15 protein-coding genes are annotated in these 15,022 nt (G+C 68.5%); 6 read left to right on the top strand and 9 right to left on the bottom strand.

Features of this window, described 5'->3' with window-relative positions:
* Positions 1 to 63 precede the first annotated feature (63 nt).
* The 6 genes from EDF57_RS09665 (at position 64) to EDF57_RS09640 (ending at position 6,279) form a co-directional block, all read left to right on the top strand.
* Entirely contained in the window at positions 64 to 807 is a 744-nt protein-coding gene (locus tag EDF57_RS09665) for a flagellar hook-basal body complex protein (protein ID WP_132268589.1), read from the top strand.
* 55 nt (positions 808 to 862) lie between these two features.
* Positions 863 to 1,648 (top strand): flagellar basal-body rod protein FlgG, encoded by a 786-nt coding sequence (flgG, locus tag EDF57_RS09660; RefSeq protein ID WP_134094035.1) that lies wholly within the window; start codon positions 863 to 865, stop codon positions 1,646 to 1,648.
* Between the two features lie 4 nt (positions 1,649 to 1,652).
* Positions 1,653 to 2,090 (top strand): flagellar basal body P-ring formation chaperone FlgA, encoded by a 438-nt coding sequence (flgA, locus tag EDF57_RS09655; RefSeq protein WP_132268586.1) that lies wholly within the window; start codon positions 1,653 to 1,655, stop codon positions 2,088 to 2,090.
* An 11-nt stretch (positions 2,091 to 2,101) separates the two neighbouring features.
* On the top strand, positions 2,102 to 2,875 hold the full coding sequence (flgH, locus tag EDF57_RS09650) for a flagellar basal body L-ring protein FlgH (RefSeq protein WP_132268584.1): 774 nt from the start codon (positions 2,102 to 2,104) through the stop codon (positions 2,873 to 2,875).
* Between the two features lie 368 nt (positions 2,876 to 3,243).
* Entirely contained in the window at positions 3,244 to 4,125 is an 882-nt protein-coding gene (locus tag EDF57_RS09645; protein WP_134094034.1) for a flagellin, read from the top strand.
* A 300-nt stretch (positions 4,126 to 4,425) separates the two neighbouring features.
* The gene (locus EDF57_RS09640; RefSeq protein WP_134094033.1) at positions 4,426 to 6,279 is read left to right on the top strand and encodes a methyl-accepting chemotaxis protein; all 1,854 of its coding nucleotides are present in this window, start codon (positions 4,426 to 4,428) and stop codon (positions 6,277 to 6,279) included.
* A gap of 60 nt (positions 6,280 to 6,339) precedes the next feature.
* Here EDF57_RS09640 and cobU read toward each other — a convergent pair whose 3' ends face one another.
* Genes cobU through EDF57_RS09595 form a run of 9 tightly spaced genes read right to left on the bottom strand, consistent with a single transcriptional unit; the run spans position 6,340 to position 14,946 of the window.
* Positions 6,340 to 6,846 (bottom strand): bifunctional adenosylcobinamide kinase/adenosylcobinamide-phosphate guanylyltransferase, encoded by a 507-nt coding sequence (gene cobU, locus EDF57_RS09635; RefSeq protein ID WP_132268579.1) that lies wholly within the window; start codon positions 6,844 to 6,846, stop codon positions 6,340 to 6,342.
* Complete coding sequence (locus EDF57_RS09630; RefSeq protein WP_134094032.1) at positions 6,843 to 8,297, bottom strand: cobyric acid synthase; 1,455 nt, start codon at positions 8,295 to 8,297, stop codon at positions 6,843 to 6,845. Before EDF57_RS09630 ends, cobU begins: the two co-directional genes overlap by 4 nt.
* Positions 8,285 to 9,247 (bottom strand): adenosylcobinamide-phosphate synthase CbiB, encoded by a 963-nt coding sequence (cbiB, locus tag EDF57_RS09625; RefSeq protein ID WP_134094031.1) that lies wholly within the window; start codon positions 9,245 to 9,247, stop codon positions 8,285 to 8,287. The genes EDF57_RS09630 and cbiB overlap by 13 nt, the downstream gene beginning before the upstream one ends.
* A complete protein-coding gene (locus EDF57_RS09620) occupies positions 9,244 to 10,233 on the bottom strand; it encodes an aminotransferase class I/II-fold pyridoxal phosphate-dependent enzyme (protein WP_134094030.1) in 990 nt (329 codons plus the stop codon). Before EDF57_RS09620 ends, cbiB begins: the two co-directional genes overlap by 4 nt.
* Positions 10,230 to 10,967, bottom strand: coding sequence for an adenosylcobinamide-GDP ribazoletransferase (locus EDF57_RS09615; RefSeq protein ID WP_134094029.1), 738 nt, complete (start codon positions 10,965 to 10,967; stop codon positions 10,230 to 10,232). Before EDF57_RS09615 ends, EDF57_RS09620 begins: the two co-directional genes overlap by 4 nt.
* A 13-nt stretch (positions 10,968 to 10,980) precedes the next feature.
* Positions 10,981 to 11,562 (bottom strand): histidine phosphatase family protein, encoded by a 582-nt coding sequence (locus EDF57_RS09610; protein WP_134094028.1) that lies wholly within the window; start codon positions 11,560 to 11,562, stop codon positions 10,981 to 10,983.
* The gene (gene cobT / locus EDF57_RS09605) at positions 11,559 to 12,587 is read right to left on the bottom strand and encodes a nicotinate-nucleotide--dimethylbenzimidazole phosphoribosyltransferase (protein WP_134094027.1); all 1,029 of its coding nucleotides are present in this window, start codon (positions 12,585 to 12,587) and stop codon (positions 11,559 to 11,561) included. The genes EDF57_RS09610 and cobT overlap by 4 nt, the downstream gene beginning before the upstream one ends.
* Positions 12,584 to 12,991, bottom strand: a complete 408-nt coding sequence (locus EDF57_RS09600; protein WP_134094026.1) for a DUF1636 domain-containing protein — start codon at positions 12,989 to 12,991, stop codon at positions 12,584 to 12,586. The genes cobT and EDF57_RS09600 overlap by 4 nt, the downstream gene beginning before the upstream one ends.
* The gene (locus EDF57_RS09595) at positions 12,991 to 14,946 is read right to left on the bottom strand and encodes a TonB-dependent receptor (protein ID WP_134094025.1); all 1,956 of its coding nucleotides are present in this window, start codon (positions 14,944 to 14,946) and stop codon (positions 12,991 to 12,993) included. Before EDF57_RS09595 ends, EDF57_RS09600 begins: the two co-directional genes overlap by 1 nt.
* Between the last annotated feature and the right edge of the window lie 76 nt (positions 14,947 to 15,022).

The raw sequence follows: 15,022 nt of genomic DNA, 5'->3' as shown, positions 1-15,022 counted from the left end.
GAAAGCTACGCGGCAAAATCTGCCTAGCGCCGAATATCTGGAACTTTTTCGCAAGGTGCTTGAATGGACGTCTCTTCCTTCGTTCTGCTGAGCCACGAGCAGGCCCTGCGCCGTCAGCTCGACATCACCGCCAACAACATGGCGAACACCAGTACCGTGGGGTACAAGCGCGAGCAGGCGCTGTTCCACGAATATGTCGAGACGGTGAAGGACGCTCCGGTGGAGGATGCGCGCAAGACCTCCTTCGTCCTGGATTTCGGCGCGGTACACGACACGTCGCAAGGCGCGTTCCAGTCGACCGGCAATGCGCTGGACGTCATGATCGACGGCCCCGGCTACCTCAATGTCGAGACTCCCGAAGGCGGCGTCGCTTATACGCGCGCGGGCTTCGTGAAGATCCTGAGCACGGGCGAACTGGCGACGTCGGGCGGCCAGCGGCTGCTGGACGAAAACGGCCAGCCGATTGCCGTGCCCACCGACCAGCTCAACCAGGTGACGATCACCGAGGACGGCTCGGTCATGGTGGGAGACGGCCCGGTCGGCCGCCTTGCCGTGACCAACTTCGCCGACGAGAACATGCTGGAGCCTCGCGGCGACGGCATGATGACCGGCACTAACGGCCGCATGCTCACGGCGGCGCAGACCAAGCTCAAGACCGGCGGGGTGGAAGCCTCCAACGTGGAGCCGATCACCGAGACCACGCACATGGTCGAGATCCTGCGCTCCTACCAGACCAGCCAGCGCCTTTCCGCCGATCTCAACGACATGCGCAAGCGGGCGATCGACCGGCTGAGCCGGGTCAGCTGACGGCCTGCGTCCTTACAGCATTTTCACGCCTATCCCTTTCTAACGAGGAGCCATCATGCGTTCGCTCTCCATCGCTTCGACGGGCATGCTTGCCCAACAGACCAACGTCGACGTCATCTCGAACAACATCGCCAACATGAACACCACCGCGTTCAAGCGTCAGCGCGCGGAGTTTCAGGACCTGCTCTACCAGCAGGTCTCGCGCCCCGGCGCCAATACCAGCGACAGCGGCACCAAAGTGCCGACCGGCATCCAGATCGGCGCTGGCGTCCGCACCGGCGGCGTCTACCGCATCACCGAACAGGGCGCGCTGACCAATACCGGCAACACGTATGACATGGCGATCGACGGCCCCGGCTACTTCCAGATCACCATGCCCTCGGGCGACGTCGGCTATACCCGCGCCGGCTCGTTCCAGCTTTCGGACCAGGGCGAACTCGTCACCACCGACGGCTACCTCGTCCAGCCGAACATCACGATCCCGCAGGGCGCGCTCGACGTGACCGTCTCGAAGTCCGGCGAAGTGCAGGTGAAGATCGCCGGCCAGGCCGAACTCCAGACCGTCGGCCAGCTCGAACTGGCCACTTTCGTCAACGAGGCCGGCCTGGAAGCGATCGGCTCGAACCTGTTCCTGGAAACCGGCGCATCCGGCCAGCCCGCCGTCTCGACGCCGGGCCAGCCTTCGTTCGGCACGCTGAGCCAGGGCTTCATCGAAGCCTCGAACGTCAATCCGGTCTCGGAAATCACCTCGCTCATCACCGCGCAGCGCGCCTACGAGATGAACAGCCGCGTGCTCAAGACCGCGGACGAGATGCTCCAGACCTCCACGCAGATCAGCTGAAGCCATGCTCACCGCACTCCTTCTCGCCCCGGCACTGGCCGCCGCCCCGGCGATCCCCGCCGGGGAAGCGGCGCCCGTCCTCGCCCGCACCGTCGAACGCGGCGAAGTGCTGTCGAAGGCGGACTTCGTCACCGCCCCGGTCTTCCCGGCCATTGCGCGCAATGCGCTGAGCCCGGCCGAAGCGGCGGGGCAGGAGGCGGTGCGCCGCCTCAACGCGGGCGCGCCGGTGCGCTCCACCGACCTCACCCCGCCGCGTCTCGTGCGCCGCGGGGAAGCGGTGACCATCTCGCTCGTGTCCGGCAATCTGAAGATTTCCTCGCCCGGGCGCGCGCTCAGCGACGGTACCAAGGGCGAGCAGGTGCGCGTGCTCAACCTTGCCACCAACCGCACGCTCGACGCCGTGGCCGAAGGCTCGGGCGACGTGCGCATCACCGCGCAGTAGGGAGACTGGCCGTGAACAACCGCTTCGCAACCGTCGCTTCCGTGATCCTCGCCGCCAGCCTGGTTTCGGGCTGCGGCTCGGTGGGCCGGCTCAAGAACGTCGGCAAGGCGCCGAAGATGTCGGAAGCCGAGGACCCGGTCGCCCCGCGCCTCGAACCCTCGATCGGCAACCACTCGGTGGACGACCGGGCACTGGCGGCGGGCGGTCAGCAGGCCGACGCGGCGCGCGGCGCTTCCCTGTTCCGCACCGGCGGCGGCGCTTTCTTCCGCGACCAGCGCGCCTCGCGCGTGGGCGACATCGTGACGATCCGCATCAACATCGCCGACAATGCGCAAGTCGCGAACTCCACCACGCGCACCCGCAACGGCAGCGAGAACAGCGGCATCGCCGCCTTGCTCGGTCTGGAAACGGTGATCCCCAAGATCCTGCCCGGCAACCCAGACCCCTCGAAGCTGGTCAGTACGGATTCGAAGTCCAGCGCCACCGGCGTCGGCAACACGACCCGCAGCGAGCAGATCAACATGACCGTGGCCGCCACCGTCATCGGCGTGCTGCCCAACGGCAACCTCCAGATCCGCGGCAAGCAGGAAGTGCGCGTCAACTACGAGCTGCGCGAGCTGGTCGTCACCGGCGTGATCCGCCCCGAGGACATCGCCCGCGACAATTCGATCAAGCACTCCCAGATCGCGGAGGCCCGCATCAGCTACGGCGGCCGCGGCCAGCTCACCGACGCGCAGCAGGCGCGCTGGGGACAACAGATCTACGACGCCCTCTTCCCGTTCTGACGAGGCGCACTATTGCGATGTGAATTGCACCTCTCCGGCAGCAGCCGGAGGGGTCTTCTACGTATTTGCAAAGTCCTTACACCGCGTTAACCGAAACCCTCGCGCCATTCCCCCCCCATTCGTCATTGCGAGCGTAGCGAAGCAATCCAGAGCGGCGTGAGACCGACTCTGGATTGCTTCGCTACGCTCGCAATGACGAGGGGTAACTGTACACCGAAACGCCGCGACAAATTTTTTATTCCAGAAATCCCGAAGCCTTCTTCCGTCTTCCTAGAATGAACATGCAGCCGGAAGAACCAGCTGCGCGCATGGCGGCGCTTCCGCTATCTGGCCGCAGAACTTGGCCTGTATTCTAGAAGGAAGATACAATGGCGTTTTCGGTTAACACCAATGCTGGCGCAATGGCCGCTCTCCAGAGCCTCAACGCGACCAACAAGGGCATGAACACCGTGCAGAGCCGCATCAACACCGGCTTCAATGTCGCTTCGACCAAGGACGATTCGGCAAAGTACACGGTTGCCCAGACGCTTCGCGGCGACCTCGGCAAGCTGGGCGCGGTCACCACCTCGCTCAACAACGCCAAGAGCGTCACGGACGTTGCTGTTGCCGGTGCCGAGCAGATCTCCGACCTCGTCAACGAGATGAAGTCGAAGACTCTCGAAACGTCGGACGCTGGTCTGGACGAAGAAAGCCGCAAGGCGATTGCCAAGGATCTGGTCGCTCTGAAGAAGCAGATCGGCACGATCATCGACGGTTCGGACTTCAATGGTACGAACCTGCTGAAGGATAGCAATCCCACCGTAGCCACCGACGGCAAGGTCAGTGCACTTCAGTCGATTTCGGGTACCGAGACGCTGACAGTGGACAACCAGGGCTTCACCACCAAGGCTGCAACCGCTCTGGGCGCAGCAGGCACCGACACCGACATCGATGCCATCAGCGGTGCTGCTGACGGTGATGCGGCAAAGACGGCGGCTGATGCCTTCACCGCCAAGCTGGACACCTTCTTCGGTGAGGTCAAGGACAGCCTGAGCGAGATGGGCGCGGCTTCGCGTCAGATCGATGGTCAGCTGTCGTTCAACAGCAAGCTGACCGACGTGGTCACTGCCGGCGTGGGCAACCTCGTCGACGCTGACCTGGCCAAGGAATCGGCGACCCTTCAGGCCCTTCAGGTCCAGCAGCAGCTGGGCACGCAGGCTCTGTCGATCGCCAACCAGGCGCCGCAGACGATCCTGTCGCTCTTCCGTTAATCGGAAGTTCGATGGTCTCCCGGTTCGCCGGGAGGCAGGTCGTCTGGAAGGCCGGGATGGTTCGCCATCCCGGCCTTCTGTCGTTTCGGGAACCATGAAACGGGTGAGGCCGAAGACGCACCGGAAGCCTTCCTGAGATTGCCGCCACGATTCATCGAGCGCCGCAGCCACGCAGGCCGTCTTCACGGCGGTTGCGCAAGGAATTCCACGCCTCCCACGCCCGCGATTTGCCCGTCGATCTATAATAAAAATGGCGCGCCCACGGCGGGACCGACCCCCCAAGCAGGAACTGGACTACAAATGCTTGAATTTCTGAACAATTGGCGTTTGCCCAAGAAATTGTGGGCTGCCTTTTCGATCATCAACATCATGATCGCCATTGTCGGCATCAACGGCTTCCTTTCGACCCGCGAGCTGAAGTCCGTGGCCGAGGCGCATGTCTCGCGCGGGATGGCCGGCATGTCGGGGCTCACCGACGTGATCAGCAACGTCAAGGAACTGCGGATCATCGTCTACAGCTACTATAACGCCGCTTCCGCCGCCGACGCCCAGAACCTGCGCGACCGCCTGAAGTCCGGGGATGAGGACCTGCTGAAGTCGGTCGAAGCCTACAAGGTCATCGGCGACGAAGCCTTCGCTGCCGAAACAGCCGATCTGCGCACGCGCGCCCTGGCGCTCACCCAGGTCAACGACCGGATCTTCGCCCTGCGCACCGCCGGCGACAACGACGGCGCCATGGCGCTCATCAAGGGCGACGGCAAGAAAGCCTCGCACGACATGATCGAGCAGACCGACAAGCTGATCGAACTGACCCGCGAACGCGTTGCCGCCAAGGCCGAAGACGGCGCCCAGACCGCCCGGACCGCCATGATCCTCTGCGTGACGCTGGCGCTCGGCGCGATGGCGCTCATCGTCTTCATCTGGCTGCTCATCAACCGCTCGGTCGCCGCACCGATGAGCCGCATCGCCCAGGTCACCTCGACGCTCGCCGAAGGCGGCAAGGCCGAAGTCCCCTACCGCGAGCGCGGCGATGAAATCGGCGAGATCGCCGAGGCTGTCGAACAGTTCCGCGCCGCCGCCGAAAGCCGCGCCGAAGTGGACGCCAAGGGTGCCCGCGAACAGGAACTGGTCACGTCCACCTTGCGCTCCAGCCTCCAGGCGATCAGCGAAGGCGACCTGACCCAGACCATCAATGCCGACTTCCCGCCCGCCTATGGCGAACTGAAGAGCAACTTCAACTCCGCCGTCGGCGCCCTGCGCGACCTGATCGGCGCCGTGGCCGAAAGCGCCGTGGCCATCCGCACCGGCTCCAGCGAAATCGCCCAGGCTTCGGAAGACCTGGCCCGCCGCACCGAAAGCAACGCCGCCAGCCTTGAGGAAACCTCCGCCGCCATCACCCAGATGGACGAACGCCTGCGCGCCACCGCCGCCGCCGCCGGTCGCACCGTCCAGCGCGCCGATGGAGCGATGAACGTGGTCGGTTCGGGCCGTGAGATCGCCGACGAGGCCGTGCAGGCCATGGGCCGCGTCAGCGAAAGCGCCAAGGGCATCGACTCGGTGATCGAAGGTCTCGACAAGATCGCCTTCCAGACCCGCGTGCTGGCCATGAACGCCGCCGTCGAAGCAGGGCGTGCCGGCGATGCCGGTCGCGGCTTCGCAGTCGTGGCCGATCTCGTCTCGGCGCTCGCCATGCGCTCGGAAGAAGAAGCCAAGCGCGCCCGTGAACAGCTCACGGCCACCCAGACCGACATCGGCACCGCCGTGGAAGCGGTGCAGCGCGTCGACGGCGCCCTGCAGAACATCTCGGGCGACGTCACCGAAGTGCACTCGCTGCTGAGCGACATCGCCAGCGACAACCAGGCGCAGTCCTCGACGATCACCGAGATCAGCGCAACGATCGGCACGATGGACCAGGCCACGCAGCAGAACGCGGCGATGGTCGAGGAAACCTCGGCCGCGGCACGCAACCTCAACAGCGAGGTCACCTCGCTTTCGGATCGCGCCTCCATGTTCCGCACCGGACACGAAGGCATGCGCGCGCCGGTCCGTACGGTTGCAGCGGCCTCGTTCGCCCCTGCTCAGCCGATGCAGCCGGCAGCGATCCGCAAGCCGATGAAAGCGCTCGCCACGGCGGACGACTGGATGGACTTCTAAGCGTTCATCGAAATCTGAAAACGGAAAAGCCGCCCTGTCCCGGGCGGCTTTTTCTTTGCCCTATTTCAACACCAGCGGCAGACCGGCGGCGACGAAGACCGCCCGCTCCACCGTGGCGGCAACACGCTGGTTGAGCCGCCCGGCCTCATCGCGAAACCGCCGCCCGAGAGGCGTGTCCGGCACGATTCCCAGTCCCACTTCGTTCGCCACCAGCACCAGCGGCTTCGGGCATGCCGAGATCGCCCGGCACAGACCATCGAACTGCGGCTGCAACGCAGCCTCCGCCAGCATCAGGTTCGACAGCCACAGGGTGAGGCAGTCGACCAGGACCCCGTCCGCCTCGTTAGCGGCCCGCGCGATGGCCTCGCTCAGGTCCATCGGCGCTTCCAGAGTGGACCAGCGTGGCCCGCGATCTTCGCGGTGGCGAGCGATCCGCGCCTCCATCTCGTCATCGAGCGGCTGGGCGGTGGCGATATAGATCAACCGTCCCGGCCCCGCCTCGACGAGCGCCTGCGCATGGCGGCTCTTGCCCGACCGCGCGCCGCCCAGAACCAGCGTGCTCGTCATGCGCGATACTCCGTGAGGGCCAGCAGGCCGTCGATGTCGAGATGTCGTTCCATGTCCGCTGCCAGTTCGTCGAGCGCGGCATCGACGGCAGCGCCGTGGTCGAGCCCGTCGCTCTGCGCCCCCAGTCGCGCCAGCAGCGCGGCGCGCAGTCCGGTCGAGGCGAGCAACCCGTGGCAATATGTCCCCATGATCCGGCCCGAGGCATCGACCGCGCCGTCCGGCAGGTCATCGCCGAGCAAGGCGAAAGGCGCCGCGCCGCCGCGCCGGGTGACGCCCATGTGCATCTCGTAGCCGGTCATCCGTGCGCCGAGCGCCGTGCCGGAAACCTCGCGCAGGGCCTTGCGGTCTCCCAGCACGGTGGTCACGTCGAGCAGGCCCAGCCCGGCAATCTCGCCCGGCGGCCCCTCGATGCCGAGCGGATCGGCGATCGTGTGGCCGAGCATCTGGTACCCGCCGCAGATGCCCAGGATCAGCCCGCCGCGCCGCCGATGCGCCAGCACATCGATGTCCCAGCCCTCGGTGCGGAGGAAAGCCATGTCCGCCATGGTCGCCTTGGAGCCGGGCAGCACGACCAGCGCGGCTTCGGCCGGGATCGGCGTGCCGGGCGGGATCATCGCCACGTCCACGCCGGATTCCTGCCGCAGCGGATCGAGATCGTCGAAATTGGCAATGCGGGGCAGGATCGGACAAGCGACGAGCAGCTTGCCGTTGCCCCCGCGCAGCCCTCTTTCGAGCACGACGGCATCCTCGCTGGGCAAGCGCGAGACGGCGCGGGACCACGGCATCACGCCATAGCCGGGCCAACCGGAAAGCTGCGCGATGGCGGCATAGCCATCGGCAAACAGCGCCGGATCGCCGCGGAACTTGTTGATGAGGAAGCCCCTGACCATCGCCGCGTCATCGGCGTCGATCACCGCGCGGGTGCCCGCCACGGCCGCGATCACGCCGCCCCGGTCGATATCCCCGACCAGCACGACCGGAACCCCGGCCTCGCGCGCGAAGCCCATGTTGGCGATGTCCCCGGCGCGCAAGTTGATTTCGGCCGGGGAGCCCGCCCCTTCCACCACCACCAGATCGCAGCGCGCCTCCAGCCGGCGGTAGCTCACCATGACTTCCGGAAGGAGCGTGCGGCGCGCCTCGCGGAAATTGGCACTGCCCAGGGTGCCGCGCACTTCGCCGTGGACCACGAGCTGCGAGGTCCGGTCGGCCTGGGGTTTCAGCAGGACCGGGTTCATGTCGACATGAAGCGGTGCCCGCGCCGCCAGGGCCTGGAGCGCCTGGGCGCGGCCGATCTCGCCGCCCTCCGGGGTGACGGCGGCATTGTTCGACATGTTCTGCGGCTTGAACGGCAGGACCTTCAATCCGCGGTGAGTGAGCGCGCGGCATAGCCCCGCCACGAGCACGGACTTGCCGACATCCGACCCCGTCCCCTGCAACATCAAGCCAGCCATACTGCTCCCCACGCCGCGGCGAATGCGCCAAGGGCCAGCAGGACGCAGGCCCGGCGATAGATCGCCAGCGCCCGTCGCAAGTCCGCCGCGCCCGCAATCCGGCCCTCCTCCCCGATCCAGGGCTTCGGGGCAAGGACGCTGTCGTAAAGGATCGGCCCGGCGAGCCTGACGCCGAGCGCGCCCGCCATGGCCGCTTCGGGCCAGCCGGCATTGGGCGAGGCATGGCGGCCGTGGTCGCGCAGCATGACGCGCCAGCCAGACCGCCCGCCCGCTCCGGCGGCGAGGCAAAGCACCGTGCCCGCCAGCCGGGCCGGGAGCAGATTGGCCAGATCGTCGATCCGCGCGGCGGCCCAGCCATAGGCTCGCAGCGGTTCTTCCGGATGGCCGATCAGGCTGTCGGCCGTGTTGATCGCCTTGTAGGCCCAGGCGCCCGGCAGGCCGCCCAGCAGGAGCCAGAACAGCGGCGCCGCCACCCCGTCGCAAAAGCTTTCGGCAAGGCTCTCGACCGCCGCGCGGACCACTCCGGCAGCATCGAGCCCGGCCGTGTCCCGCCCGACGATCATGCCGACGGCGCGGCGCGCCTGCGCGAGGTCGTCCGCTTCCAGCGCGGCCAGCACCGGCCGGACGTGGTCGTCCAGACTGCGCGCCGCCAGGGCCGGCCATGCCAGCGCCGCCAGCAGGAGCCAGGCCCAGTCCCCTGCCGCACCGCACACCAGCCAGACCACCAGCATCGTCGCCAGCACCACCGCCGCGATCAGGCCGAGCATGGCGCCAAGGCCCGCGATGCGCCGCGCCATGTCCGACCACTCCGCACGGTTCAGCTTGCGCTCGCAGCCAGAGATCACGCGGGCGAAGAGGCCGACCGGATGACCGATCAGCCCGTGGAGCCGCCCCGGCCAGCCCAGCGCGCCCTCCAGCGCCACGGCGGCGAAAGCGATCGGCTCGATCACGCCGCGCGGCCTGCCAATGCCGCGTCCAGACGCGCCAGCGCATTCGCATCGCCGGGCACGCCGAAGCGCAGCCAGTCGGGGCGATCCGCGAAAGGGCGCACCAGAATGCGCGCGCGGGCCAGGCGATCGAACAGCGCGCCGCCCGCGCAGCCGGTCACCAGACGGAACAGCGGACAGTCCCCCTGCGGCTCCAGCCCATGGCGGTACAGCACGGCATCGAGCGCGGCGGCGCGCACGGGCAACGCGCTGCGGGTGCGCGCGATCCAGTCGCCATCGGCATAGGCCGCCGCGCCGATGGCCAGCGCCCCGGCATGGACCGGCCAGCTCCCCAGCAATTGCCTAAGCAGCATCATGAGCGCCGGCGGGCCGAGCACGAAACCCAGGCGCAGACCCGCCAGTCCGAAGAATTTCCCGAACGAGCGCAGCACGATCAACCGGAACCCCGGCGCTACGGTGCGGGCGACACTGGCGCCGGGATGACAGTCCGCGAAAGCCTCGTCGACGATGAGAAAACCGCCCGTGGCATCGATGCGCTCCGCCCAGGCCACCACATCCTCGGGGTCGCGCAGCACGCCGTCGGGATTGTTGGGATTGGCGAAGACGAAGACTTCCCGGGCCTTCGGCGGCTCGCCGAACAGCGCCGGGCGCGAGGGGGCGAAAGCCTCCCGATGAGTGCGGTAGGCGGGCACCAGCGCGCGGCCGGGCAGGTCCAGCGCCCTGGCCAGCAGGCGCAGCGCGGTCTCGCTGCCCGGCACCGCACAGCAGAGTTCCGGCGCCACGCCGAAATGGCGCGCGGCCGCGGCTTCGAGGCGAAGCAGCGCATCGGGATCGGGCAAGGCCGTCCAGTCGATCGGCCCGACGCCCGAAGCGGGCCATGCCAGTGGATTGAGGCCGGTCGAGAGGTCCAGCCAGTCTTCCGGCGCGCCGCCGAAAGCCCGCGCCGCCTCGCTTACGCGGCCGCCATGAAACAGGAAGGCCGCGCTCATCGCACGACCGCCAGCGCCAGCAGCAGCAGGGTTTCGACGACCTCGATCCCGGCGCCATGCCCGTCGCCGGAAATACCGCCGATACGGCGCCGAAGCCACCAGCCCCAGGCCGGAACCGCCAGGAACACCGCCAGCAGGGCGGGTGCCACGAGCAGCGCCGCGACAGCCCCGATGACACTCCACAAGGCCAGGTGCCACCATGTCACCGCGCTGCGAAAGCGGCTGCCCAGCCCTTCGTGCAGCGGCGGCAGCGCCAGCGTCCAGGCCAAGGGCGCCGCGCGCGCCAGCGGAGCGACAAGCAGCAGCGCCCAGACCTGCCCGGGCGCCAGTGCATGGAGCAACACCAGCTTCGCCAGCAATTGCATGCCGATCGCCACCACCGCAAAGCTGCCGACATGGGGATCGGCCATGACCGCCGAGAGCCGCGCCGGATCCTTGTGCGCCGCGCCCGCGCCATCGGCCACGTCGCCAAGCCCGTCGAGATGCAGCGCGCCCGTCACCGCCACCCAGGCGCCGAGGCCGCACAGCGCCGCGATCCAACCGTCGCCGCTGCCGCCGCCCATGGACGGGGCCACGGAGCGGGCCAGCCACCAGGCCAGCGCCACCGAGCCGCCAACGGCCAGTCCCGCCGCCGGGAACCAGCGCATCGACCGGGCGAAGTCGTCCGCATCGGCGCGAACCGCCGGAAGCGGCAGCCGCGTCAGGAACTGGAGGGCGAGAACGAGCTGCTTCATCCTGCCTTACCCCTCATCCTGCCTTGCTACTGTCGAGCGAGAGGATCTGCGCGGCAGGCAGGCCCTCGCCCGGCCAGATACGCAGGCTCACCAGCGCGCCATAAGGGAGTTCGAAAGCCCAGACCTGGCGGTGGTCGAACCCGAACAGGACCGAGAGCGCAGCGCGCATCGCCCCCCCGTGCGTGAGGATGAGACTGGCCCTGTTGATACCCGCCACGGCCTCTCCCACGCGGGCGCAGAGCTGCGACCAGCGCTCGCCTCCCGGCGGGGCGAAAGCCTCGGGATCGTCCCAGAACCGCGCCTGCACGGCCGGATCGAGCTGATGCGGCGCCATGCCGTCCCAGGCGCCGAAATCGATCTCCCGCCACCGCGGGTCGAGGCTGTGCGGCAGGCGGCGCATGGCCGCGATCTGCGCGGCCGGAATGCTGGAGCGGCGCAAGTCCGAGGAAATCACCCGCTCGAACGCCAGGGCGGCGCTGCGCGACACGCAGCGGGCGATGCCTACCGGGGTCGGCGCATCGTCCCGGTGGCCCAGCAGCAGGCCCGGCTCGTAAGGCGCCCCGTGGCGCATCAGGTGGACGAGGATGCCGCTCATGATGCCCCGGAAACGGAGGATGCCACTGCCGCCTCAGCGAAAGTCGCCATGCCGTCATGCGCGGCCAGGGCCGAACGCACGATCTGCGCCGCCACCGCCGCGCCGGATCCCTCGCCCAGCCGCATGCCAAGGTGGAGCAGCGGGTCCAGCCCGAAGCGATCGAGCAGGCGCGCATGGCCCGCTTCGGCCGAACAGTGCGCGGCAAGGCAGTGGGCCAGGACATCGCGATTGCCGGCGAACAGCGGCGCCATGGCCGCGCAAGTGATGAACCCGTCAAGCAGGACCGGCACCCGCAAGTGCCGCGCTGCCAGCACGGCGCCCGCCATGGCCGCGATCTCACGCCCGCCAAGGCGGCGCAGGGTCTCGAAAGCATCCTCGCAGGCCGCGCCGTGCAGGGCGAGCGCCGCCGTCACCGCCTCGGCCTTGCGCGCCACGCCGGCATCGTCGAGCCCGGTGCCGCGCCCTACCCAGTCGGCCGCAGCGCCGCCGAAGACCTGCGCCGCCAGCGCGGCCGCCGGGGTGGTATTGCCGATCCCCATTTCACCCACGAAGAACAGATCGCTGTCCGCCGACACCGCGGCAGCACCGCGATCGAGAGCTTCGAGGCACTCGGCCTCGCTGAGGGCGGGCTCTCGCGTAATGTCTCTCGTCGGGCGGTCGAGATCGAGCGGGACGACCGAGAGCGCCGCCCCGCAGGCGGCCGTCAGCGCATTGATCGCCGCGCCGCCGGCCTCGAAATTGGCGACCATCTGCGCCGTGACTTCGCTCGGATAGGCGCTCACCCCGCGCGCCGCGACCCCGTGATTGCCCGCGAAGACCACGGCGCGGATCCGCTCGGCCCGTGGCCGGGTGCGCCCCTGCCAGCCGGCCATGAACACGGCGATGTCCTCCAGCCGCCCGAGCGAGCCCGCAGGCTTGGTGAGCGACGCCTGGCGCGCACGCGCGGCGGCCAGCGCGGACCCGTCCGGTCCGGGCAGGTCGGCCAGGGCGGCGGCGAAAGCGGCGCGGTTCTCGAAGCGGATCATGTGCCCAGGTACCCTTCCGGCGGGGTGCGGGTGATGAAGTGGCCCTTCACGCCCTGCGGCCATTCGCGATAGGGCACCTGCCCCTCCTCGCTGGCGGCATGGCGCACCGCATATTCAAGGATCGCGCGGGCCGCCTCCGCATCGGGTGCGAAATCGCCGAGCACGTAGCCCAGCTTGCCCGGCGCCCGGATCGCCACGGTGCAATGGCGCTGGCAGGCGAAGAGGCAGGGCATTTCCTGTACCGCCACGCCCTGAAGCGCGGGATCGGCGGCCTGCGCCGCGCGCATGGCCTCTGCCAGGACCGCACCGCCGCGCCGACCGCCCTCGTCCTCGCGGACTTCGGCGGAATGGCGGCAGGTGTTGCACACGACCACGGACGGGCCGGGCTCGACTGGAAGCAGCATCAGAACCGGCTCCTCAGTCCGAGATAGACGGTGCGGCCAAGCGTGCCGTAGCCGCTCACGGTTTCGTACTTCTGATCGCCCACGTTTTCGATACGTCCTTGAAGAATCAGGCCTTCCATGACCTGCCACTGGGCGCGCACATCCACCAGCCAGTAGTCGTCCAGCGTGGCGGTGCCGGTCGCTGCATTGAAACTTTCACCCGAATAGCGCGCGGCCAGGCTGGCGCGCAGGCCCTGCGGCAGCGCCACGCCCAGCTCGGCATTGGCGAGATGACGCGGCACGCGCTGGAGCTGGCGGCCGTAAGTGCTGCTGCCTTGCGTGCGATCCTCTGCCGCGATCCAGCTGTAGTTGCCCTGGGCGAAGAGAACGCCCCACTTGGCCGACGCGGCGAGTTCCAGCCCGCGCGCATGGCTGGCCTTGACGTTGGCATAGTAGCCGAAGCGCGACGTGCCCGTGCCCGTGCCGGGAACGTAGCAGATGTCCGGCAGGGTGCCGCTGGCGGGGCAGTAGGCAAAGTCGATCAGGTTGTCGGTATCGCGCTCGAACCAGGTCGCCGACAGGCGGAGGGCTTCGCCGAAGCCCTGCTCGGCGCCCAGTTCCCAGCCTTTTGCCTTCTCCGGCTTGAGATCGGCCACGCCGTACATGCTGAAGAGCTGGTAGAGCGAGGGCGCCTTGAAACCCTCGTCATAACTGGCGCGCAGTATCGTGGCGCCGCCATTGGGGGTGTAGACCGCGCCCGCGCTGAACACCGTGTTGCCGCCGAAGCGCGACTGATGGTCGTAGCGCGCGCCGCCATTGAGCGTCAGCCCGGTGAGCGGGGTCACGCGCAGTTCGCCGTAGACGCTGTCGGTATTCGCCCGGCTGGGCACGAGGGCATAGGCCGCGGTGCTGTTCGCGGGCGAGGCGGTGGTCATCCGCTGTTCCTCGCGCTCGGCGCCGAACACGGCCTGGATGGCCTCGCTGATCGTATAGGTGCCCTGGTACTCGAAACGGCGCACGCGGCCATGGGCGTCGAACGTCAGTTGGCGGACCTGCCGCGCGGGGTCGAAGTTCTCGCGGTCGGTCCCGGTCTGGAGCACGGCCACGCGGTTCGCCAGCCGGGCGTCCAGCAGCGCGAAGTTCACCCCGGCATAGCCCGACCATTCGCGCGTCCGCCCATAGGCCAGGGAGTCGCCGGAGGTACCGTCGAACGCGTTCCGCGAATCCGACCAGTAGCCGCGCAGATCCAGCGAGATGCCGGGCGCGACGCGGTAAGTCATCGTGCCGCTGGCCGCGCTGCGCCGGTAGCCGTCGTCCTCCGTGCCGTTCGCGCGCGCGGAGATGCCGTCCGTGGCGAAGCGCGAGGCGGCAATGCGCCAGTCGACGGCCTCGGAGGTGCCGCCAAGACCCGCGCGGGCCGAGACGGTGTCATGGGTTCCTGCTTCCACCGCGAAGCTGCCTTCCAGCGGCGCGGCCGCGCGGCGGGTGCGGACGTTGACGACACCGCCGATGGCATCGCTGCCCCAGAGGATCGATTGCGGACCGCGCAGGATCTCGATGCGATCGGCATCGTCGATCAGGAAATTGGCAAAGCCATAGCCTCCCGCCGTCGATGAGGCGTCCGACAGGCGCATCCCATCGATCACCATCACCGTCTGCCCGGCATCGGCACCGCGAATGCGCAGCGACGTGGTGGTGCCGTAACCGCCGTTGCGCGACATGCTGATGCCGGGCGTGCGCAGCAGCACATCGGTCAGCGCGATCGGCTGGGCCGCAACGATCTGCGCCTCGTCGAGCACGGTGACGGTATCGGCCACCCGGTCGGCCGCAACGGGCGTGCGCAGGGCGGTGACCACGATGCGCTCGTCCAGGGGCACCGCATCGGCCTCCTCGGCCAGGGCCGCGAGCGGGTGCAGCGCCCCTGCAAGGGCAAGCGCGAGAGCCAGGGGGCTGGCGGCGGGAATTCGGCAGTTCACGGCATGTCCTTCGCACGAGCATCGACCCGGCCGGGTCGGCACGCATGCGAAAGGCAGGGCCTCTGCCGCCCATGCA

The sequence above is a fragment of the Novosphingobium sp. PhB55 genome (genome assembly GCF_004368805.1).
Taxonomy (GTDB): Bacteria; Pseudomonadota; Alphaproteobacteria; order Sphingomonadales; family Sphingomonadaceae; genus Novosphingobium.
The sequence above is the reverse complement of the archived record's forward strand: the minus strand, read 5'-3'. Positions and strand labels throughout refer to the sequence as shown.

What these genes read in the sequence shown, in the direction of transcription:
- EDF57_RS09665 (WP_132268589.1), top strand. Translation starts at nt 64, where the DNA reads ATGGACGTCTCTTCCTTCGTTCTGCTGAGCCACGAGCAGGCCCTGCGC.
- flgG (WP_134094035.1), top strand. Translation starts at nt 863, where the DNA reads ATGCGTTCGCTCTCCATCGCTTCGACGGGCATGCTTGCCCAACAGACC.
- flgA (WP_132268586.1), top strand. Translation starts at nt 1,653, where the DNA reads ATGCTCACCGCACTCCTTCTCGCCCCGGCACTGGCCGCCGCCCCGGCG.
- EDF57_RS09645 (WP_134094034.1), top strand. Translation starts at nt 3,244, where the DNA reads ATGGCGTTTTCGGTTAACACCAATGCTGGCGCAATGGCCGCTCTCCAG.
- EDF57_RS09640 (WP_134094033.1), top strand. Translation starts at nt 4,426, where the DNA reads ATGCTTGAATTTCTGAACAATTGGCGTTTGCCCAAGAAATTGTGGGCT.
- cobU (WP_132268579.1), bottom strand. Translation starts at nt 6,846, where the DNA reads ATGACGAGCACGCTGGTTCTGGGCGGCGCGCGGTCGGGCAAGAGCCGC.
- EDF57_RS09630 (WP_134094032.1), bottom strand. Translation starts at nt 8,297, where the DNA reads ATGGCTGGCTTGATGTTGCAGGGGACGGGGTCGGATGTCGGCAAGTCC.
- EDF57_RS09620 (WP_134094030.1), bottom strand. Translation starts at nt 10,233, where the DNA reads ATGAGCGCGGCCTTCCTGTTTCATGGCGGCCGCGTAAGCGAGGCGGCG.
- EDF57_RS09615 (WP_134094029.1), bottom strand. Translation starts at nt 10,967, where the DNA reads ATGAAGCAGCTCGTTCTCGCCCTCCAGTTCCTGACGCGGCTGCCGCTT.
- EDF57_RS09610 (WP_134094028.1), bottom strand. Translation starts at nt 11,562, where the DNA reads ATGAGCGGCATCCTCGTCCACCTGATGCGCCACGGGGCGCCTTACGAG.
- cobT (WP_134094027.1), bottom strand. Translation starts at nt 12,587, where the DNA reads ATGATCCGCTTCGAGAACCGCGCCGCTTTCGCCGCCGCCCTGGCCGAC.
- EDF57_RS09600 (WP_134094026.1), bottom strand. Translation starts at nt 12,991, where the DNA reads ATGCTGCTTCCAGTCGAGCCCGGCCCGTCCGTGGTCGTGTGCAACACC.